Source organism: Pseudomonas sp. D4002 (assembly GCF_013385665.1).
GTDB lineage: Bacteria > Pseudomonadota > Gammaproteobacteria > Pseudomonadales > Pseudomonadaceae > Aquipseudomonas.
Window position 1 is genome coordinate 20,226 of the sequence record NZ_JACAPN010000023.1, and the last position, 20,855, is coordinate 41,080.

A 20,855-nucleotide genomic window follows, 5' to 3' on the forward strand; every position below is an offset into this window, starting at 1 on the left:
AGAAGCCTATGTCCCTGATAGTTCTACTGCTTCTGCCTTTTATCGGCAGCTGTCTGGCGGCCTTGCTGCCGCACAACGCACGCAACACAGAGTCCCTGCTGGCCGGCCTTGTGGCCCTGGTCGGGACGGTTCAAGTCGCCCTGCTGTACCCCCAGATCGCCCATGGTGGCGTGATACGTGAAGAATTCATGTGGTTGCCCAGCCTCGGGCTGAACTTCGTATTGCGCATGGACGGTTTTGCCTGGTTGTTCTCGATGCTGGTGCTGGGCATCGGGACCCTGGTGTCGCTGTACGCCCGGTATTACATGTCGCCGGAAGACCCGGTGCCGCGCTTCTTCGCGTTTTTCCTGGCCTTCATGGGTGCGATGCTCGGCCTGGTGATCTCCGGCAACCTGATCCAGATCGTGTTTTTCTGGGAGCTCACCAGCCTGTTCTCGTTCCTGCTGATCGGCTACTGGCACCACCGCGCCGATGCCCGGCGTGGCGCCTATATGGCGCTGATGGTCACCGGCGCGGGCGGCTTGTGCCTGCTGGCGGGGGTGATGCTGCTCGGGCATATCGTCGGCAGCTACGACCTGGACCAGGTCCTGGCTGCCGGTGATCAGATCCGTGCCCATTCGTTGTACCCGATCATGCTCGCCCTGGTGCTGATCGGCGCCCTGAGCAAAAGCGCGCAATTCCCCTTCCACTTCTGGCTGCCCCACGCCATGGCTGCACCGACGCCGGTGTCGGCCTACCTGCACTCGGCAACGATGGTGAAGGCCGGCGTGTTCCTGCTGGCCCGCCTGTGGCCGTCGCTGTCCGGCAGCGAAGAGTGGTTCTGGATTGTCGGCGGTGCCGGTGCCATTACCCTGCTGCTCGGCGCTTATTGCGCCATGTTCCAGAACGACCTCAAAGGCCTGCTGGCCTACTCCACCATCAGCCACCTCGGGCTGATCACCTTGCTGCTGGGCCTCAACAGCCCGCTGGCCGCTGTCGCCGCCGTATTCCATATCCTTAACCACGCCACTTTCAAGGCGTCGCTGTTCATGGCGGCGGGGATCATCGACCACGAAAGCGGCACCCGTGACATCCGCAAGCTCAGCGGCCTGTTCAAGCTGATTCCGTTTACCGCCACCCTGGCGATGGTCGCCAGTGCGTCCATGGCCGGCGTGCCGCTGCTCAACGGTTTCCTGTCCAAGGAAATGTTCTTCGCCGAGACCGTATTTATCTCCGCCACCGCCTGGGTGGAAATCGCCCTGCCGGTCATCGCCACCATCGCCGGTACCTTCAGCGTGGCCTATGCCCTGCGCTTTACCGTGGATGTGTTCTTCGGCCCCAAGGCCACCAACCTGCCCCACACCCCGCACGAGCCGCCACGCTGGATGCGTGCGCCGGTGGAGTTGCTGGTGTTTACCTGCCTGCTGGTGGGGATTTTCCCGGCCCAGGTGGTCGGTTCGATCCTCGCCGCAGCGGCCCTGCCGGTGGTCGGCGGCGAACTGCCGGAATACAGCCTCGCCATCTGGCACGGCTGGAACGCGCCGATGATCATGAGCCTGGTGGCCATGTCCGGCGGCGTGGTGCTCTATCTGCTGCTGCGCAAGCAACTCAAGTTGGGCCGCTTCAAATACCCGCCGATCATCAGCTACTTCAATGGCAAGCGCGGCTTCGAGCGCTGCCTGGTGGTGATGATGCGCGGGGTGCGCAAGATCGAAAAACGCATCAGCACCAAACGCCTGCAAACCCAGCTGTTCCTGCTGGTGCTGGCGGCGGTGATCGCCGGGTTGATCCCGATGCTCTACAGCGGCATCAGTTGGGGCGACCGGCCGAAGATCCCGGGCTCCATCGTGTTCGTCACCCTGTGGCTGCTGGCAATCGCCTGCGCCCTGGGCGCCGCCTGGCAAGCCAAGTACCACCGGCTGGCAGCCCTGACCATGGTCAGCGTGTGCGGGATGGTGACCTGCGTGACCTTCGTCTGGTTCTCGGCGCCAGACCTGGCGCTGACGCAACTGGTGGTGGAAGTGGTCACCACCGTGCTGATCCTGCTGGGCCTGCGCTGGCTGCCACGGCGGATCGAAGAAGTTTCCCCACTGCCCAGCTCGCTGCGCAAGGCACGCATCCGCCGCCTGCGGGACTTCCTGCTGTCCACCGTGGTCGGTGGCGGCATGGCGCTGCTCTCCTACGCGATGCTGACCCGCCAGACCCCCAACGACATCTCCTCCTTCTACCTCAGCCGTGCCCTGCCAGAAGGCGGTGGCAGCAATGTGGTGAACGTGATGCTGGTGGACTTCCGGGGCTTCGACACCCTGGGAGAAATCACCGTGCTCGGCGCCGTGGCGCTGACCGTCTACGCCCTGCTGCGCCGCTTCCGTCCGTCGAAGGAAAGCATGGAACTGCCCGCGCAACAGCGCCAACTGGCACCCGACGTGGCCACCGACCTGATCAACCCGCGCCAGGCCAGCGACACCGCCCTGGGCTTCATGATGGTGCCGGCGGTGCTGGTGCGCCTGCTGCTGCCGATTGCGCTGGTTGTCTCGTTCTACCTGTTCATGCGTGGGCACAACCAACCGGGCGGCGGGTTTGTCGCCGGCCTGGTGATGTCCGTCGCGTTCATCCTGCAATACATGGTCGCCGGTACCCAGTGGGTCGAGGCGCAGATGAGCCTGCGGCCGATGCGCTGGATGGGCTTTGGCTTGTTGTCGGCAACCCTGACCGGGCTGGGCGCACTGCTCGCCGGCTACCCGTTCCTCACCACGCACACCTGGCACTTCAGCCTGCCGGTGCTGGGGGACATCCACGTCGCCAGCGCGCTGTTCTTCGACGTCGGTGTGTACGCCATGGTGGTCGGCTCGACCTTGCTGATGCTCACCGCCCTCGGCCACCAATCGGTGCGCGCCCATAAACCCAGCAACCAGGCGAAAGCCGTTGCCAGCCCAGGAGGAGCCGCCTGATGGAAGAAGTCATCGCAATTGCCATTGGGGTCCTGGCGGCCTCCGGCGTCTGGCTGATCCTGCGGCCACGGACGTTCCAGGTGGTGATGGGCCTGTGCCTGCTCTCCTACGGGGTCAACCTGTTCATCTTCAGCATGGGCAGCCTGTTTATCGGCAAGGAGCCGATCATCAAGGATGGCGTGCCGCAAGACTTGCTCAACTACACCGATCCGCTGCCCCAGGCCCTGGTGCTGACGGCAATCGTGATCAGCTTCGCCATGACCGCACTGTTCCTGGTGGTGCTGCTGGCATCCCGGGGCCTGACCGGCACTGACCATGTGGACGGCCGGGAGCCCAAGGAATGACCTGGATGAATCAACTGATCATCGCGCCGATCCTGCTGCCGTTGCTGACCGCCGCGCTGATGCTGATGCTCGGCGAGAAGCACCGCCCGCTCAAGGCGCGGATCAACCTGTTCTCCAGCATGGTGGGCCTGGGCATCGCCGTGCTGTTGCTGTACTGGACCCAGAAAGGCGGCCCCGGCTCCATCGGTGTGTACCTGCCGGGCAACTGGCAGGTGCCGTTCGGCATCGTGCTGGTGGTGGACCAACTCTCGGCGATGATGCTGGTGCTCACCGGGATCATCGGCGTCAGCGCGCTGTTGTTTGCCATGGCCCGTTGGGACCGCGCCGGCACCAGCTTCCATGCACTGTTCCAGATTCAGTTGATGGGCCTGTATGGCGCCTTTCTGACCGCCGACCTGTTCAACCTGTTCGTGTTTTTCGAAGTGCTGCTGGCGGCGTCCTACGGCCTGATGCTCCACGGTTCCGGCCGGGCGCGGGTGTCGGCGGGGCTGCATTACATCTCGATCAACCTGCTGGCCTCGACCTTGTTCCTGATTGGCGCGGCGCTGATCTATGGCGTCACCGGTACCCTGAACTTTGCCGATCTGGCACTGAAAATCCCCCTGGTGCCGGAAGCCGATCGCGGCCTGCTGCATGCCGGTGCGGGCATCCTCGCCGTCGCCTTCCTGGCCAAGGCCGGGATGTGGCCGCTGAACTTCTGGCTGGCGCCTGCCTACTCCTCGGCCAGTGCGCCAGTGGCGGCGATGTTTGCGATCATGACCAAGGTCGGCGTGTACACCGTGCTGCGTCTGTGGAACCTGCTGTTCTCCGGCCAGGCGGGTGCCTCGGCACTGTTTGGCGGCGACTGGCTGATCTACGGCGGCATGGCAACGATCGTCTGCGCGGCGCTGGCGATGATCGCGGCGCAACGCCTGGAACGCATGGCCAGCCTGAGCATCCTGGTGTCCGCCGGGATCCTGCTGTCGGCGGTGGGGTTTGCCCAGCCAAGCCTGACCGCCGGGGCGCTGTTTTATCTGGTCAGTTCCACCCTGGCGCTGAGCGCGCTGTTCCTGCTGGCCGAATTGATCGAGCGTTCGCGCTCGGCCAACGACATGCCCCTGGACGACGAAATCGAAGCCCTGCCCAAGGCCATGGAATCCCTGCATCCACCGCCCGGCACCAACCTCGACGATGAACAGAAAGCCGTGGTCGGCCAGGTGATTCCCTGGACGGTGGCGTTCCTCGGCCTGAGTTTTATCGCCTGCGCCCTGCTGATCATCGGCATGCCGCCGCTGTCCGGGTTTATCGGCAAGCTCAGCCTGCTCAGCGCCTTGATCAACCCGATGGGCCTGGGCAATGCCATCGACGAACCGGTGCGTCCGGCCGCCTGGGGCCTGGTGGCACTGCTGATCTTCTCCGGCCTGGCTTCGCTGATCGCCTTTGCCCGCCTCGGCATCCAGCGTTTCTGGACCCCGGAAGAACGTCCATCGCCGCTGCTGCGCCGCTTCGAATGCGTGCCGATTTTCTTCCTGCTGGGCCTGAGCATCGCCCTGACCTTCAAGGCCGAGCCGCTGATGCGCTATACCCAGGCGGCCGCCGAGAGCCTGAACAACCCGGAACACTATGTGATGGCGGTCATGGCGACGCGTCCGGTGCCGAGCCCTGAAGCCAAGGCCGCCGCCCTGGAGGTGCAGCCATGAAGCGCCTGTTCCCTGCCCCGTGGCTGTCATTGGCATTGTGGTTGTTGTGGCTGGTGCTGAACCTGTCCGTCAGCCCCGGCAACCTGCTGCTGGGGGCAATCCTCGGCTTTGCCGCACCGCTGATGATGGCGCCGCTGCGCCCGTTGCCGATCCGCATCCGCCGCCCGGGGGTGATCATCCGTTTGTTCTTCCTGGTGGGGCGTGACGTGATCATCTCCAACCTCGCCGTGGCCTGGGGCATCCTGACCTGCGGCTCGCGCCCACCGCGTTCGCGCTTTATCAAGATCCCCCTGGACCTGCGGGATGCCAACGGCCTGGCCGTGCTGGCGATGATCACCAGCGTGACGCCGGGCACCGTATGGTCGGAACTGGCCCTGGACCGCAGCGTCCTGCTGATCCACGTGTTCGACCTGGATGACGAAGCGCAGTTTATCGAGCACTTCAAACACGCCTACGAACGGCCCCTGATGGAGATCTTCGAATGAGCGCCCTGCTCTCCAATGCGATCCTGTTCAGCCTGTTCCTGTTCTCCCTGGCCATGGTGCTGACCCTGGTGCGCCTGTTCAAAGGCCCGTCGGCCCAAGACCGGGTGCTGGCGCTGGATTACCTGTACATCCTGGCCATGCTGATGATGCTGGTGCTGGGTATTCGGTATGCCAGTGACACGTATTTTGAAGCGGCGCTGTTGATTGCGCTGTTTGGCTTTGTGGGGTCGTTTGCCCTGGCGAAATTCCTGCTGCGTGGGGAGGTGATCGAATGATCAATGTCGATGTGTTGCCGCTGTGGGTTGAAGTGATCGTCGCGGTATTGTTGGTGCTTAGCAGCCTGTTTGCGCTGATTGGGGCGATTGGGTTGTTGCGGATGAAAGACTTCTTCCAGCGCATGCACCCGCCGGCGTTGGCTTCGACCTTGGGCGCCTGGTGTGTGGCGCTGGCCTCGATCATCTACTTTTCGGTGCTCAAGTCCGGGCCGGTGTTGCACGGTTGGTTGATCCCGATCCTGCTGTCGATCACAGTGCCGGTGACCACATTGCTGCTGGCACGCACCGCGTTGTTCCGCAAGCGCATGGCCGGGGATGATGTGCCGGCTGAAGTCAGCAGCCGTCGCACTGACAGCGGCAGCTGATCCCCACAGGCGCCGCAGTGGTGAAATTCGTTCTCCAATAGAATCCATAAAATAGAACCTCAATCGCTAATCCCGGTATCGGGATCACTTTATGAGGTTCTCCCCCATGGCATTCACTCCCCTTGTCCAGGCCCATCTCGACGCGTGGGTTGCCTGCGCCGCTGACTTCGGCCCATTTCTCACGGGCCAGGAAACCACCCTCACCCTCAATGAGCAGCGCAAGGCTTATGAGCAGGTGCTTTGTTCCCATCCGATTCCCGCCGGTGTCAGCTTTTGTGACGTCGATATGGGTGGCGTACCGGGCATGATGGTCGTGCCTGATGGGTTTGAGGGTGACCAGGTGCTGCTTTACATCCACGGCGGTGGTTATGTCGGCGGCAGCCCGCGGGGCTACCTGGGCCTTGCCGGCCACTTCGCAAAACTGCTGGGTGCAAAAGTCTACCTGCCCGACTACCGCCTGGCGCCCGAGCATCCGTTCCCCGTACCTATTGATGACACGTTGCAGGCTTATCGCTGGCTGCTCGACCAGGGCAATGACCCCAGGTCCATCGTGTTCTCGGGCGATTCGGCCGGCGGCGCAATGGTGGTGTCGGTGATGGTCAAGGCCCGCAACGCAGGCCTGCCACTGCCCGCCGGGGGCGCCGCCTTGTCGCCGTGGGCCAACCTGGAACACACCGGCGCCTCCATCGACAACCGTGACGGCCTCGACCCGCAAGCCTCCCGCCTGGGGCTGACGCTGCTTGCAAAAGCGTTTCTCAACGGCGCGCTGCCGAATGATCCCGATGCATCGCCGGTGTTCGCGGACGTCCGGGGATTGCCGCCCATTCTGGTGCAGATCGGCGAAAACGAAGTCATGCTCAGCGACGCCATGCGCCTGGCCACCCACCTGGGGGAAAACCGGGTACGCGTGTCGCTGGAGGTTTGGCCTGGGATGTTTCATGTCTGGCATTTGTTTGCGGCAATCTTGCCCGAAGGCATGCAGGCCGTGGCGAATGCGGCGTTGTTTCTGGACCAGGCAATACGTGGCAGCCGTAGCGCTTGAGGGGTTGCCCGGAGCGCGGGAAAGGCAGCGCTCCTGCCGATAACTATCTGTCACCTGGGACCCCACCGCCCCACCTACCTTTATCGGACAACGTATCCCGATACAGGTAATGATCATGTATACCCATTCCGATGCACTGACCACGCTGTTTGATTTGCTCAACTCGCTGAATGCGCTGATTTCACATTTGACGAGCCAGCAACAGGCAGCCAAGCAGCGGGGTCTCGAGTTGTATCAACTCGGTGAATTCGAAGAGTGCGAAATCCACCTGACCATCTCCGCCTCGGCCGGCGATGCGCCGTCCCAATACGCCCTGGGCGAAGCCATCCGGCGCCGGGTCGGCAGTGTCGACCCCGAGGCCCAGGCGTGGTACCGCCTGGCCGCTGCCCAGGATCATGTGTACGCCCTGATGCGCCTGGGTGGCGAAACCAACCTGGCCAAGGCCAAGACCCTCGCCCAGGCAGGTGCCGATGCTGGCGACGGCGCAGCGATGCTGCAGCTGTATGAACTGACCAAAGATCGCTCGTGGCTGAGAAAGGCAGGTGATGCCGGCTGCGCCGAGGCCTATTACATTGCGGCGCTGTTGTACGACAAAAACCCGGAGGCCAGTGACAACCGCGACTCCATGCTCAGGTATGCGGCCTTCAAGGGCTTCCCGCCAGCGATGAAGTGGCTGGCCAACATGCAGACCTACTACCGCAACCTCTCCTACCAGCGCATACACCTGGAAAAACGGCTGGCGCTGAATGACCTTGATGGCGTCATGACCTATGCCGGTGCACTCGGCGGGTTCGATATCGATGAAAGTGGCACCAACCGCTATCACTACCCCGAGAACAAAATCCACGCCTATGGGCTCTACTGGCTGGTCATGGACAGTACCCGGCAAAACCCACGGCACGCCGATGCCGCAGGCTACCTGCAACAACTGGCCAGCGCGCTGACTGCCGAAGAAATGGAAACAGCCAAGGCGTATGGCCGCCAGTGGAAAACCGAGCACCCGGCGCTGTCGGAGTTCAGGTTGACCTACAGCTACCTGAAATGACCGGCGTCTGATGACGGATTCGAGAGCACATCCGGCAGTTAAAGATTAATTAATCCAAAAACAGCTTGGCTAAGTATTTCCAGGCTGGTACGGTTTAGTGGATTATTTAATCCACTAAACTTCAGGCCTCCCCCATGACAGCTCACACCCCTCGCTTCAACCACAAAGTCGCCCTGGTCACCGGCGGTTCCCGCGGTATCGGCGAAGCGATTGTCCGCCGGCTTGCAGCTGAAGGTGCAGCGGTCGCGTTTACCTATTCCTCCTCTGCCGACAAGGCGCAAGCGCTGGTTGGCCTGATCGAAAGCAAGGGCGGAAAAGCCTTGGCGATTCAGGCCGACAGCGCCGATGTGGCGGCAATAGATCGGGCGGTCGCGGCCACTGTCGAGCATTTCGGCGCCTTGAATATCCTGGTCAACAACGCCGGGATCCTGCTGATGGGTACCGTCGACACCTTCAGCCTGGAAGACTTCGACCGAATGTTTGCGGTCAATGTGCGGGCCACGTTTGCGGCGGCCAAGGCCAGCTCGGCGGTGATGCATACGGGTGACCGAATAATCACCGTCGGCAGCGTGGTCGCCCAACGTTCGGGCTTCCCGGGCTCCAGCGTCTATAGCATGACGAAGTCGGCGATCGCCGGTATGATCCGCGGCCTGGCGATTGATTTCGCGCCGCGCGGCATCACCGTCAACAACGTGCAGCCGGGCCCGACCAGCACCGACATGAACCCGGCAGACGGGCCCCATGCGGACATGATCAAAAGCCTGATCCCCTTGGGCCGCGTAGGTACCGCCGACGATGTTGCCGGCATGGTTGCTTATCTCGCGTCCGAAGAAGCGGCATTTGTCACCGGCACAAGCATGACCATCGATGGCGGCTACCTGGCCTGAGCCTTCACCTGCAATTTCCCCCGAGGTAACCATGGCAAGACCCAGAGCATTCGACCGCGACCAGGTGCTGCGCGAGGCCATCCGGGTTTTCTGCGACAAGGGTTTTGCCGCGGCCTCGACTGAAGAACTGATGCAGGCCATGGGACTGAGCCGCCAGAGCATGTACAACACCTTTGGCGACAAACGCCAGTTGTACCTGCTGGCGATGGCCGAGTATCAGCGCACCGGCGTCGACGACTTGATCGAGCGCCTGAACCAGGGCCCGACCCCGCTGCAGGCACTGCACGACACCCTGCAATCCTTCGCCACCCGCGCCCTGCGGGAAGGAACGGCGGGTTGCATGGGCGTCAATGCCATCTGCGAGTTCGGCCTGGAAGATGATGAGATCAATCAACTCACCGCCCACAGCGCCGAACGCTTGCGCAATGCATTCGAACAGACACTGGAGCGTGCGCAGGAACAAGGCGAATTGACCGTCGGCACCGATCGCTCGGGCGCGTGTGATTTTCTGATGGCCACCCTCAGCGGCATGAAAGTCGCCAGCAAGGCCGGCGCCACCACTGAGCAGCTGGAGCGCATTGCGGGTTTTGCACTGCGGGCGCTCAGCGCAAACGCGTGATCAGCCCACTACAGGATCGGCGCGCCAAATCGACCCAATCGTGGCATCCAGTGATCCAGGATCTGCGCTGACGCCAGGATATGGTGCGCATGCCCGATCAACAGCCGACGCGGCACAAACCCGATATAACGGGAGTCATCGCTGTTATCGCGATTGTCGCCCAGCATGAAGTAACTGTCGGCAGGCACCACCACCGGGCCGAAATCGCGCAGCGCCCGTACTGTCGGCATGAACTGCACCGTGCGCTGGCTGCTGTTCGCACGCTCCGTCACCTTGATCCCCGGAACTGTTTGGCCAGGCGCGATAGGCTCGCTGATGTCCTGCCCATTACTGTAGGTGGCCGGCGTACCGTTGACCCACAACACCTCGTCGCGCATTTCCAGGGTATCACCGGGGATACCGACAATGCGTTTGATCAAGCGCGTGCCGTCCTTGGGCGAGGAGAACGTGACGACATCTCCGCGCTGGGGGTTATCCAGTCTCGCCAGGGAAATATCAGTGAGGGGCAATTTGAGGTCGTACGCGACGCGATTGACCAGCACCACATCGCCCTCAAGCAACGTCGGGCGCATGGAACCGGACGGGATGGGATTCCAGTCAGCCAGGGAGGTGCGGAAAACCCCGAAGCACAGCCAGAAAATGATTGCGTAACGGTAGCGGATTAACCAACGGCGCATAGATCCTCGCAATACGAAAAGGGACACCGGCCTGCGCCGGGTACCCACGGTGTTTTTTGGCAATGCTCGCTTATTGCATCGCAAGATTAAATTAACATTAGCGTTGCCGACCCATGACAGTCGATATTTTCAAGCACACGGAAAAGGAGTTTCACGCCCCATGGATAGCAAATGTTCGGTCTTTATCGCAGCCAGCGTCGACGGCTTTATTGCCAGGCCAGACGGTGATATCGAGTGGCTTCATCGCCCTGAGTACGAAGGCGCCGAATTGAACGGCGTGACCTATGAACACTTCATCGCCACCGTGGATGCGCTGGTGATGGGCCGCAAGACCCTGGAAAAAGTGTTGTCCTTTCCGGAGTGGCCCTATGAGGGCACGCCGGTCATAGCACTCTCTCACCAATCGGTTGAGCTACCTGCAGCTTTGAAGGGCAAGGTTGAGGTGGTGAGCCAGGATGTCACCAGCCTCGTGGCAGCGTTGGCCGAGCGCGGGATGAAACACCTGTATATCGACGGAGGCCAGACGATTCAGGCGTTTCTTGAGGCGGGTTTGATCGACGAGATGATCATCACGCGTATTCCGGTTGTGCTGGGCCAGGGGATCCCCTTGTTCAGCCAGTTGGGTGGCGAGCATGAGCTTCGGCATATCGGCACGTATGCGTCGGATAATGGGTTTGTTCAAAGCCGGTATGAGGTCGGTGGCAAGCGCTGATGCTCATTGAGTAATTGGGTTAAATCGAGGTGTCTGTATCGCAGGCAAGCCAGCTCCCACATTAAGCAGCTATGCGCTTGATCCTGAACCGGCCTGATCTGTCCTTGAATGTGTCAACTATGTCCCCGCACAGGCGTCCGGCCCGTGGTCCGCTGCAAGCGCGGTCGCCATAGCCGCCAATACCCGAATAACGGATAGACAGGCCAAAAAAAACGCCCCGAACCAGTCGGGGCGTTTTTCATTCAGCAATCACCAATCAAGCCTGATCAGCCAACCGCCACGTCGTCCCGCCCTTCCCGTCTTCCAACACCACACCCATCGCGGTCAGTTGGTCACGGATACGGTCAGACTCCGCCCAGTCCTTGTTGGCCCGGGCAGTCAAACGTGCCTGGATCAGCGCATCAACTTCAGCGGCATCCACACGCCCTTCAGCGCCCGCCTGCAGGAAGTCATCGGCTTCCATCTGCAATACGCCCAGCACGCTCGCCAGCTCTTTCAAACGTGCGGCAAGCCCCGCCGCTGCGTCGAGATCGCTCTCGCGCAGGCGGTTGATCTCACGCACCATTTCAAACAGCACCGCGCAGGCTTCAGGCGTACCGAAGTCGTCGTTCATCACTTCGGTGAACCGCGCGACAAACGCTTCGCCGCCCGCAGGCGCCACGGAGGGCAGGCCTTTCAACGCGTGGTAGAAACGCTCCAGGGCGCCCTTGGCGTCCTTGAGGTTGTCTTCCGAGTAGTTGATCGCGCTGCGGTAATGGCTCGACACCAACAGGTAGCGCACCACTTCCGGATGGTACTTTTCCAGCACGTCGCGAATGGTGAAGAAGTTGTTCAAGGACTTGGACATCTTCTCGCCATTGATGCGAATCATGCCGCAGTGCATCCACGCGTTGGCGTAGGTCTTGCCGGTGGCCGCTTCGCTTTGGGCGATTTCGTTTTCGTGGTGCGGGAACTCAAGGTCGCTGCCGCCGCCATGAATGTCGAAGGTCTCGCCCAGGCAGCAGGTGGACATTACCGAGCATTCGATGTGCCAGCCCGGACGCCCGGCGCCCCATGGCGACTCCCAGCTCGGCTCGCCGGGCTTGGTGCCTTTCCACAGCACGAAGTCCAGCGGGTCTTGCTTGGCTTCGTCGACTTCGATCCGCGCACCGATGCGCAGGTCTTCGATTTTCTTGCGCGACAGCTTGCCGTAGCCCATGAACTTGGCGACGCGGTAGTACACGTCGCCATTGCCCGGGGCGTAGGCGTAACCCTTGTCGATCAGGGTCTGGATCATCGCGTGCATGCCCGGGATATGGTCCGTGGCGCGCGGTTCCATGTCCGGCTTGAGGATGTTGAGGCGTGCCTCGTCCTCGTGCATCGCAGCAATCATGCGCTCGGTCAGCGCGTCGAACGACTCGCCGTTTTCGTTGGCGCGATTGATGATCTTGTCGTCGATGTCGGTGATGTTGCGCACATACGTCAGGTCATAACCGCTGAAACGCAACCAGCGGGTCACCAGGTCGAAGGCAACCATGCTGCGGCCGTGGCCGATGTGGCAGTAGTCGTACACGGTCATGCCGCACACGTACATGCGCACCTTGTTGCCATCCAGCGGCTTAAAGACTTCTTTGGTCTTGCTGAGTGTGTTGTAGATCGTTAGCACGACAGTTCCTTAAAACAGAATCACTGGCCCCACGAATCACGCAAGGTCACGGTACGGTTGAATACCGGAGCACCGGGTTTCGAGTCCTTGATATCCGCGCAGAAGTAACCTTCGCGCTCGAACTGGAAACGGTCTTCCGGCTGTGCGTCGCCAAGCGATGGCTCGGCACGACAACCCGTGAGAACTTGCAGCGAGTCAGGGTTGATGTTGTCCAGGAAACTGGCGCTGTCTTCGGCCTTCTCGGGATTCGGCGAGCGGAACAGGCGATCGTACAGGCGCACTTCGCACTCGACGCTGGCCGCCGCCGGCACCCAGTGCACCACACCCTTGACCTTGCGGCCTTCCGGGTTCTTGCCCAGGGTGTCCGGGTCGTAGGAGCAACGCAGTTCGACGATGTTGCCATCGGCGTCCTTGATCGCTTCGTCGGCACGGATCACGTAGCTGCCGCGCAGGCGCACTTCGCCGTTCGGCTCCAGGCGCTTGTAGCCTTTTGGCGGCTCTTCCATGAAGTCATCACGGTCGATGTAGATTTCACGGGCGAACGGCAGCTTGCGCACGCCGAGCTCTTCTTTCTGCGGATGACGCGGCAGTTCGAGGTTTTCGACCTGGTCTTCCGGGTAGTTGGTGATCACCACCTTCAACGGACGCAGCACGCACATGGCGCGCGGGGCGTTCGCGTCGAGGTCCTGACGGATGCTGAATTCGAGCATGCCGTAATCGACCACGCCGTCGGAGCGGTTGGTGCCGACCATCTCGCAGAAATTGCGGATCGATGCCGGGGTGTAGCCTCGGCGGCGGAAGCCCGACAGCGTCGACATGCGCGGGTCGTCCCAGCCAAACACGTGCTTTTCATCGACCAGTTGCTTGAGCTTGCGCTTGCTGGTGATGGTGTAGTTCAGGTTCAGGCGGCTGAACTCGTACTGACGCGGGTGCGCCGGTACCGGCAGGCTGTCGAGGAACCATTCGTACAGAGGACGGTGGCTTTCGAACTCCAGGGTGCAGATGGAGTGGGTGATGCCTTCGATGGCGTCCGACTGACCGTGGGTAAAGTCGTAGTTCGGGTAGATGCACCACTTGTCACCGGTCTGGTGGTGATGGGCGTGGCGGATGCGGTACATGATCGGGTCGCGCAGGTTCATGTTCGGCGAGGCCATGTCGATCTTGGCACGCAGTACGCGGGCGCCGTCCGGGAACTCGCCGGCGCGCATGCGGTTGAACCAGTCCAGGTTCTCTTCCACCGAACGGTCGCGGAACGGGCTGTTCTTGCCCGGCTCGGTCAGGGTGCCACGGTATTCCTTGGCTTGCTCCGGGGTCAGGTCGTCTACGTAGGCCTTGCCGGCCTTGATCAACTCGACGGCCCAGTCGAACAACTGGTCGAAATACTTGGAGGCATAGCGCACTTCACCGGACCATTCGAAGCCCAGCCACTTGATGTCGCTCTCGATGGCGTCGATGTATTCCTGGTCTTCCTTGGCCGGGTTGGTGTCGTCGAAACGCAGGTGCGTGACGCCACCGAACTCCTGGGCCAGGCCGAAGTTCACACAGATCGACTTGGCGTGGCCGATGTGCAGGTAACCGTTGGGCTCAGGCGGGAAGCGGGTGACGATCTGCGTGTGCTTGCCCGAATCCAGGTCCGCCTGGATGATCGGGCGCAGGAAATTGACCGGGACGGCAGGTCCGGCCTTGGAATTCGAGGTAGGGTCGACAGTGGGCTTGCTCATAGGATCCTTGAACAGACGAAGTACTTGGCCGGGTGAGGCCGACAAACAAAGGGCTTATCATAGCCGATGCTGTCAAGGCCCTGACAGAGCGTGGCCAAAAACTGCTGCATTTATTGCATGGGCGGTAAAAAACCACCTCGAAATTCCCGCTGGTCACGCTAAACTGCGCGCCTTGGCTGCCGTTTTTGCCAAGCAGGTAAGGCGCAAAACGCCCAAACCCACGAATTCCTTGAAAGAGTAGTGAACATGACTCAAGTCAAACTGACCACCAACCACGGTGACATCGTCATCGAGCTGAACGCCGAGAAAGCGCCGATCACCGTCGCCAACTTCATCGAGTACGTTAAAGCCGGCCACTACGAAAACACTGTTTTCCACCGTGTCATCGGCAACTTCATGGTCCAGGGCGGCGGTTTCGAGCCGGGCATGAAAGAAAAGAAAGACAAGCGTCCAAGCATCCAGAACGAAGCGGACAACGGCCTTTCCAACGACAAGTACACCGTCGCCATGGCCCGTACCATGGAGCCGCATTCGGCCTCCGCGCAGTTCTTCATCAACGTCGCCGACAACACCTTCCTGAACCACAGCGGCAAGAACGTGCAGGGCTGGGGCTACGCAGTATTCGGTAAAGTCACCGAAGGCCAGGACGTTGTCGACAAGATCAAGGGTGTGCAAACCACCGGCAAGGCAGGTCACCAGGACGTTCCGGTAGAAGACGTTATCGTCGAGAAAGCCGAGATCGTTGAGTGATATTGCTGATTTCAGATTTGCATCTGGAAGAGGAGCGCCCGGACATAACCCGGGCGTTTCTGGATTTACTGCACGGCCGCGCCCGTTCTGCCCAGGCGTTGTACATTCTGGGGGACTTCTTCGAAGCCTGGATTGGCGACGATGGGATGACGCCCTTCCAGCGTTCGATTTGCCAGGCTCTGCGCGAGCTGAGCGACAGCGGCACCCAGATTTTCATCATGCATGGCAACCGGGATTTCCTGATCGGCAAGGCGTTCTGCAAAGCCGCAGGCGCAACCTTGCTCAAGGACCCGAGTGTGGTGCAACTCGCAGGCGAGCCCGTGCTGTTGATGCACGGCGACAGCCTGTGTACCCGCGACCTTGGCTATATGAAGCTGCGGCGCATCCTGCGTAACCCCATCACGCTGTTCATCCTGCGCCACCTGCCCTTGCGCACGCGGCACAAGCTGGCGCGCAAGCTGCGCAGTGAAAGCCGCGCGCAGACGCGGATGAAGACCAACGACATTGTCGATGTAACGCCCGAGGAAGTGCCGAAGGTGATGCAGCAGTTCGGCGTGCGTACGCTGGTGCATGGCCACACCCACCGCCCGGCGATTCACAAGTTGCAGATTGGCGAGCAAGCGGCCAAGCGCATTGTGCTGGGGGATTGGGACAAGCAAGGGTGGGCGTTGCAGGTGGATGAGCAAGGGTTTCAACTGGCGGCGTTTGACTTCGTCAATCCGCAGTTGGCACTGCCCGGCGCTTGACCCAGATCGTTCCCACGCTCTGCGCGGGAATGCATCCTGTGACGCTCTGCGTCACGACCTTCAAAAGCGGACGCAGAGCGTCCAGAGCGGCGTTCCCACGCAGAGCGTGGGAACGATCATCAAAGCGGCATTCCCACGCAGAGCGTGGGAATGCTCATGGATTGAGGCTTAGTGGCCAGAAGCCTCCGGCCCCGCCTTCGCTGCAAACGGCGGTTTCGCCAGCCATACAATCACGATCAACGCCATGAACATCCACCCCAGCAACGTGAAGTAATCCACGGTGGACATCATGTACGCCTGGCTCGTCAGTATCTGGTCCAACTGCGCATACGCCTTGTGCCCTGCCCCGCCGAGCGCCTGCAAGGCGTCCCGGGTGGCCGAGTCGTAGGTGGTCATGTTTTCGCTCATGTAGGCATGGTGCTGGTCCGCCCGGCGAATCCAGATCCAGGTGGTCAACGATGCCGCAAAGCTGCCGCCCAGGGTCCGCAGGAAGGTCGCCAGGCCAGCGCCGTCGGCGATTTGCGCCGGCGGCAGGTCGGACATCAGGATGCTCAAGGTCGGCATGAAAAACAGCGCTACGCCGATCCCCATGAACAACTGCACCAGGGCGATGTGGGTGAAGTCCACTTCATTGGTAAACCCGGCACGCATGAAGCAACTCAAGCCAATCGCCAGGAACGCCAGGCCAGCCAGCAAGCGCAGGTCGAACTTGTGCGCGTACTTGCCCACAAATGGCGACATCAACACCGGCAGAATCCCGATCGGCGCCACCGCCAGGCCCGCCCAGGTGGCGGTGTAGCCCATCTGGGTTTGCAGCCATTGCGGCAGGATCAGGTTGATCCCGAAGAAACCCGCGTACCCGAGTACCAACACAATCGTGCCGATGCGAAAGTTGCGATAGGCGAACAGCCGCAGGTTGACCACCGGGTGCTCGTCGGTCATTTCCCAGATCACGAACACCGCCAGGGCGACAGCCGAGATCACCGCGCCGATGATGATGAAATTCGACTCGAACCAGTCCAGGTCGTTGCCCTTGTCGAGGATGATCTGCAAGGCGCCGACGCCGACGATCAGGCTGAGCAAGCCGACGTAGTCCATCGGCTGGTAGCTGGTGACCACCGGGCGTTTCTTCAGTTGCGAGCGCACCACCATCACGGCAAAGATGCCGATGGGTACGTTGATAAAGAAGATCCACGGCCAGCTGTAGCTGTCGGTAATCCAGCCGCCGAGGATCGGCCCGGCAATCGGCGCCACCACCGTGACCATCGCCAGCAACGCCAGGGCCATGCCACGCCTGGCGGGGGGATAGACCGCGATCAGCAGCGTCTGGGTCATCGGGTACAACGGGCCGGCAACCAGGCCTTGCAATACCCGAAAGCCGATCAGCTCGGGCATCGAGGTGGAAATACCGCAGAGAAACGAGGCCAGCACAAACAGGATGGTGGCCCACAGAAACAGCTTCACCTCGCCGAAGCGACGGCTCAGCCAGCCGGTGAGCGGCAGCGCGATGGCGTTGCTCACGGCAAACGAGGTGATGACCCAGGTGCCCTGCTCCGAACTCACGCCGAGGTTGCCGGAAATCGTCGGCAACGCCACGTTGGCGATGGTGGTGTCGAGCACCTGCATGAAGGTCGCCAGGGACAGGCCGATGGTGGCCATCAGCAAGCTGGGCGGCGTGAAGGAGGCGTTAGCGTTACTCATCGCGAATCCTGTGCAACATGATTGGCGCTACGGCCGCCGGGGCCGCAGCTGATGGATTGGCGAATCAGCGCTGGGCAGCCTTGGGAGCGGCGACGCTGTTGTCATGGATCAATTGGGTGATCATCGCGTCGGCTTCGGCCAACTGGCGGTCGTAAACGTTGGTGGTGAACGACGCCTTCTGCGGCGCCTGCTGGGCCAGTACCGGGCCGCTCTGGTCGTGCAGGTCGACGTCGACCACGGTAGACAGGCCCACGCGCAGCGGGTGCTTGGCCAACTCATCGGCGTTCACATGGATACGCACTGGCACCCGTTGCACGATCTTGATCCAGTTACCGGTGGCGTTCTGCGCCGGCAGCAAGGCAAACGCGCTGCCCGTGCCCGCGCCGAGGCTGTCGACGGTGCCACTGAATTTCACGTCGCTGCCGTAGATATCGGATTCGATATCCACCGGCTGGCCGATACGCATATTGCGCAGCTGGGTTTCCTTGAAGTTGGCGTCGATCCACAGTTGATCCAGCGGGATCACCGCCATCAGTGCAGTACCCGGCTGGACCCGCTGGCCCAATTGCACGGTACGCTTGGCCACATAGCCGGTCACCGGTGCGATCAGGGTGCTGCGGGCGTTGGTCAGGTAAGCCTGGCGCAACTGTGCGGCGGCAGCCTGCACGTCCGGGTGGGACGAAATCACCGTGTCATCCACCAGGGCGCTGCTGGTCTTGAACTGTTGCTGCACGTTGGCCAAGGCGTTTTGCGCCGAGGTCAGGTCGTCACGGGCGTGGGACAGTTCTTCCTGGGAAATCGCCCCGCCGGCAGCGAGGTTCTTGCGTCGGTTGTAGTTGTCCTGGGCCTTTTGCACGTTGGCTTGTTGCGCCAGCACCTGGGCTTTCATGCCATCGACGTTGCTGTACAAGCCACGCACCTGGCGCACGGTGCGGGCCAGGTTGGCCTGGGCACTTTGCAGGCCGACGGCCGCGTCGTTGGGGTCGAAGTTGATCAGCACCTGGCCTTCATGCACCAGGTCGCCGTCGTCAGCGCCGATGCTCACCACGGTGCCGGTCACCAGCGGGGTGATTTCCACCACGTTGCCGTTGACGTAGGCGTCGTCGGTGCTTTCGCTGAAGCGACCATACAATTCGTACCAACCCCACACGCCCAAGGCGCCGAGGATGACGATGAGCGCCAGCACAAACAGCATGACTTTGCGTTTGCGCGGATTGCTGGTGTTGGGTTGTTCAGCCTTGTTTGTTTCAGGAGCGTTGTTGCTGGTTTCGGCAGTGGCCATGACAAGTACCTTGAATTATTCAGTGCGCGTGGCTGGGGTGGTCGAGGCCACGTTATCGGCGTGGAAACCGCCGCCCAGGGCCTGCATCAGTTGAATCGAAAGATCGATTTGCTCGGCATTCAGGGTGGCCAACTGACGCTGGGCCTGGAGCAGTTGCTGTTCGATGCTGAGCACGTCCAGGTAATTGCCGATACCTGAGCTGTAACGCTGGACGCCGGTGTCGTAGGACTGCTGGGCAATGTCAGCGGCGTGTTGCTGGGCCTGGATCTGGCGGCCGGTCTCGCGCAATTGCGAGAGTGTGTTGCCGATATCGCCCAAGGCTTGCACCAGGGTTTTGTTGTACTGGGCCACGGCCAGGTCGTAGTCGGCGTCGCGAGCGTCGAGGTCGGCGCGCAGGCGGCCGCCGTCGAAGATCGGCAGCGAGACGGTCGGCGCAATGCTGAAGAAGCGGCTGGCCGAACCAAACATCGCATCCCCCAGCAACGACTCGGCCCCGGCGCTCGCGCTCAGGTTGAGGTTGGGGTAGAAACGGGTCTTGCTGGCCGCGATGTTCTTGCTCGCCGCCTCCACCCGCCAGCGTGCGGCGATCAGGTCCGGGCGACGGCCCACCAGCTCGGCAGGCAACACCGAAGGCACCGCAACCGCGCTCGGCTTGAGCACGTTGGGGCGTACCAGTTCGCTGCCACGGTCCGGGCCTTTGCCGAGCAACACCGCGAGGGCGATCTTCGCGCTCTGCAGTTGTTTTTCCGCATCGATCAGTTGCGACTGGGAGCTGGCTTCCAGGCTTTCGGTTTGCTGGTACTGGTACTGGCTGTCGATCCCGGAGTTCAGGCGACGCTGGCCCAGGTCGAGCATCTGCCGGGTGCGCTTGAGGTCATCATTGGCCAGGTCACGCACGATATGGGCCTGGCCCAGGTCGCTGTAGGCCTTGGCGACGTTGGCCGCCAGGGTCAGGCGCGCGGCCTGTTGGTCGACTTCGGCCGCGCGGGCCTGGCCCAGTGCGGCTTCCCAGGCGGCGCGCTGGCCACCCCACAGGTCGAAATTGTAATTGAAGCTGGCACCGATGTTACGCACGGTGGCGTAGGCATCGCCCTGGCCCAACGGGTCCTGGTCCTTGGCCAGGCGCGAACGGCTGACACCGGCGCTGGCATCCAGGGTTGGCATGCGCTCGGCGTCGGCGGCATAGGCAGCGGCTTCGGCCTGGTGGGCGCGGGCGCTGGCCACTTGCATGTCGGGGCTGTTCTGCAGGGCTTCCTGGATCAGGCCGTCGAGCTGTGGATCGCCAAGGCCTTTCCACCAGTCGGCGGTGGGCCAGGCGGCGGTGGACAGGGTCACGCCGCTGAGGGATTTGCCGGTTTGCAAGTTATTGGCTTCGAGGCGTTTGCCTTCTGTGTTCAAGCCGCTGAAATTGGCACAACCGGCCATAGTCATGGCCACCAGCACAAGGCTGAGGCCGGCACGCAAGGAGCGATTGTTCATGCACTACCTACCCGCTGAATGGTGATGGGGTCACCCGCAGCTATCAGAATTTTCTTCAGGATTTTTTCCAGGGTTTGCAATTCACCCGGCTCCAGCGCGCCCGCCAACTGGTTCAAGGCCTGGGCACCGATGTGCGGCAGCATGTCGGCCACGCGCTGGCCTTCGGCGGTCAGCACCAACTGCACCTGGCGCCGGTCCTGCTCGGAACGCTTGCGCGCCAGCAGGTCCTTTTGTTCCAGGCGGTCGAGCATGCGGGTCATGGAGCCGCTGTCCAACGACAGGTTGCGGCACAGCTCGGCCGGGGTGTCGACGCCGTACTGGGCCATGATGATCAACACCTTGAACTGCGCGGCCGTGATGCCGTGGGGTTCCATGTGGGTGTCGATGATCTTGTCTTTGAGCAGCGCAGCCCGGCCCAGCAGCAGGCCGAGGTGGCAGTTGTGGAAGTTTTCGGGGGTGAAGTGCTTCATC

Annotated in this window: 20 protein-coding genes; 13 read left to right on the top strand and 7 right to left on the bottom strand. The window is 61.8% G+C overall.

The window, feature by feature from the left end:
* Positions 1 to 8: 8 nt before the first annotated feature.
* The 10 genes from HX824_RS17065 to HX824_RS17110 all read left to right on the top strand — a co-directional run bounded on the left by HX824_RS17065 (position 9) and on the right by HX824_RS17110 (position 9,671).
* On the top strand, positions 9 to 2,930 hold the full coding sequence (locus HX824_RS17065) for a monovalent cation/H+ antiporter subunit A (RefSeq protein WP_003211746.1): 2,922 nt from the start codon (positions 9 to 11) through the stop codon (positions 2,928 to 2,930).
* A complete protein-coding gene (locus HX824_RS17070; RefSeq protein ID WP_003192163.1) occupies positions 2,930 to 3,274 on the top strand; it encodes a Na+/H+ antiporter subunit C in 345 nt (114 codons plus the stop codon). The genes HX824_RS17065 and HX824_RS17070 overlap by 1 nt, the downstream gene beginning before the upstream one ends.
* Positions 3,271 to 4,953, top strand: a complete 1,683-nt coding sequence (locus HX824_RS17075; protein ID WP_003211748.1) for a monovalent cation/H+ antiporter subunit D — start codon at positions 3,271 to 3,273, stop codon at positions 4,951 to 4,953. Before HX824_RS17070 ends, HX824_RS17075 begins: the two co-directional genes overlap by 4 nt.
* Positions 4,950 to 5,438, top strand: a complete 489-nt coding sequence (locus HX824_RS17080) for a Na+/H+ antiporter subunit E (protein WP_003211750.1) — start codon at positions 4,950 to 4,952, stop codon at positions 5,436 to 5,438. Before HX824_RS17075 ends, HX824_RS17080 begins: the two co-directional genes overlap by 4 nt.
* Positions 5,435 to 5,713: a K+/H+ antiporter subunit F gene (locus tag HX824_RS17085; RefSeq protein WP_003211751.1), complete on the top strand. Its 279-nt coding sequence runs from the start codon at positions 5,435 to 5,437 to the stop codon at positions 5,711 to 5,713. The genes HX824_RS17080 and HX824_RS17085 overlap by 4 nt, the downstream gene beginning before the upstream one ends.
* Positions 5,710 to 6,078 (top strand): Na+/H+ antiporter subunit G, encoded by a 369-nt coding sequence (locus HX824_RS17090; RefSeq protein ID WP_003211753.1) that lies wholly within the window; start codon positions 5,710 to 5,712, stop codon positions 6,076 to 6,078. Before HX824_RS17085 ends, HX824_RS17090 begins: the two co-directional genes overlap by 4 nt.
* A 106-nt stretch (positions 6,079 to 6,184) precedes the next feature.
* Positions 6,185 to 7,120 (top strand): alpha/beta hydrolase, encoded by a 936-nt coding sequence (locus tag HX824_RS17095; protein ID WP_177028454.1) that lies wholly within the window; start codon positions 6,185 to 6,187, stop codon positions 7,118 to 7,120.
* 115 nt (positions 7,121 to 7,235) lie between these two features.
* A complete protein-coding gene (locus tag HX824_RS17100; protein WP_177054855.1) occupies positions 7,236 to 8,165 on the top strand; it encodes a sel1 repeat family protein in 930 nt (309 codons plus the stop codon).
* Positions 8,166 to 8,299: 134 nt separating this feature from the next.
* Entirely contained in the window at positions 8,300 to 9,052 is a 753-nt protein-coding gene (locus HX824_RS17105; protein WP_177023297.1) for a 3-oxoacyl-ACP reductase family protein, read from the top strand.
* Positions 9,053 to 9,083: 31 nt separating this feature from the next.
* Positions 9,084 to 9,671, top strand: coding sequence for a TetR/AcrR family transcriptional regulator (locus HX824_RS17110; protein WP_177054856.1), 588 nt, complete (start codon positions 9,084 to 9,086; stop codon positions 9,669 to 9,671).
* 8 nt (positions 9,672 to 9,679) lie between these two features.
* Here the strand turns inward: HX824_RS17110 and lepB are convergent, their stop codons facing one another.
* Positions 9,680 to 10,348 carry a signal peptidase I gene (lepB, locus tag HX824_RS17115; protein ID WP_008432435.1) on the bottom strand — a complete coding sequence of 223 codons (669 nt, stop codon included), beginning with the start codon at positions 10,346 to 10,348 and terminating at the stop codon, positions 9,680 to 9,682.
* Between the two features lie 160 nt (positions 10,349 to 10,508).
* On the opposite strand from lepB, the gene HX824_RS17120 reads away from it, so the two are divergent.
* The gene (locus tag HX824_RS17120; protein ID WP_177054857.1) at positions 10,509 to 11,060 is read left to right on the top strand and encodes a dihydrofolate reductase family protein; all 552 of its coding nucleotides are present in this window, start codon (positions 10,509 to 10,511) and stop codon (positions 11,058 to 11,060) included.
* A gap of 256 nt (positions 11,061 to 11,316) precedes the next feature.
* On the opposite strand, the gene cysS is transcribed toward HX824_RS17120, so the two are convergent.
* Both cysS and HX824_RS17130 read right to left on the bottom strand, forming a co-directional pair.
* Positions 11,317 to 12,705, bottom strand: a complete 1,389-nt coding sequence (cysS, locus tag HX824_RS17125; RefSeq protein WP_008432427.1) for a cysteine--tRNA ligase — start codon at positions 12,703 to 12,705, stop codon at positions 11,317 to 11,319.
* Positions 12,706 to 12,725: 20 nt separating this feature from the next.
* Positions 12,726 to 14,426, bottom strand: coding sequence for a glutamine--tRNA ligase/YqeY domain fusion protein (locus tag HX824_RS17130; RefSeq protein ID WP_177054858.1), 1,701 nt, complete (start codon positions 14,424 to 14,426; stop codon positions 12,726 to 12,728).
* A gap of 246 nt (positions 14,427 to 14,672) precedes the next feature.
* On the opposite strand from HX824_RS17130, the gene HX824_RS17135 reads away from it, so the two are divergent.
* Together HX824_RS17135 and lpxH are read left to right on the top strand one after the other, a co-directional pair.
* Positions 14,673 to 15,176 carry a peptidylprolyl isomerase gene (locus HX824_RS17135; protein ID WP_003211783.1) on the top strand — a complete coding sequence of 168 codons (504 nt, stop codon included), beginning with the start codon at positions 14,673 to 14,675 and terminating at the stop codon, positions 15,174 to 15,176.
* Positions 15,173 to 15,922 carry a UDP-2,3-diacylglucosamine diphosphatase gene (gene lpxH, locus HX824_RS17140; RefSeq protein ID WP_177054859.1) on the top strand — a complete coding sequence of 250 codons (750 nt, stop codon included), beginning with the start codon at positions 15,173 to 15,175 and terminating at the stop codon, positions 15,920 to 15,922. Before HX824_RS17135 ends, lpxH begins: the two co-directional genes overlap by 4 nt.
* A gap of 168 nt (positions 15,923 to 16,090) precedes the next feature.
* Here the strand turns inward: lpxH and HX824_RS17145 are convergent, their stop codons facing one another.
* From HX824_RS17145 to HX824_RS17160, 4 genes are all read right to left on the bottom strand, one after another.
* Entirely contained in the window at positions 16,091 to 17,623 is a 1,533-nt protein-coding gene (locus tag HX824_RS17145) for a DHA2 family efflux MFS transporter permease subunit (RefSeq protein WP_003211786.1), read from the bottom strand.
* A 64-nt stretch (positions 17,624 to 17,687) separates the two neighbouring features.
* Positions 17,688 to 18,905 carry an efflux RND transporter periplasmic adaptor subunit gene (locus HX824_RS17150; protein WP_003211788.1) on the bottom strand — a complete coding sequence of 406 codons (1,218 nt, stop codon included), beginning with the start codon at positions 18,903 to 18,905 and terminating at the stop codon, positions 17,688 to 17,690.
* A 15-nt stretch (positions 18,906 to 18,920) separates the two neighbouring features.
* Positions 18,921 to 20,384 (bottom strand): efflux transporter outer membrane subunit, encoded by a 1,464-nt coding sequence (locus HX824_RS17155; protein WP_102605511.1) that lies wholly within the window; start codon positions 20,382 to 20,384, stop codon positions 18,921 to 18,923.
* Positions 20,381 to 20,854, bottom strand: a complete 474-nt coding sequence (locus HX824_RS17160; protein WP_003211792.1) for a MarR family winged helix-turn-helix transcriptional regulator — start codon at positions 20,852 to 20,854, stop codon at positions 20,381 to 20,383. Before HX824_RS17160 ends, HX824_RS17155 begins: the two co-directional genes overlap by 4 nt.
* Position 20,855: the final 1 nt, after the last annotated feature.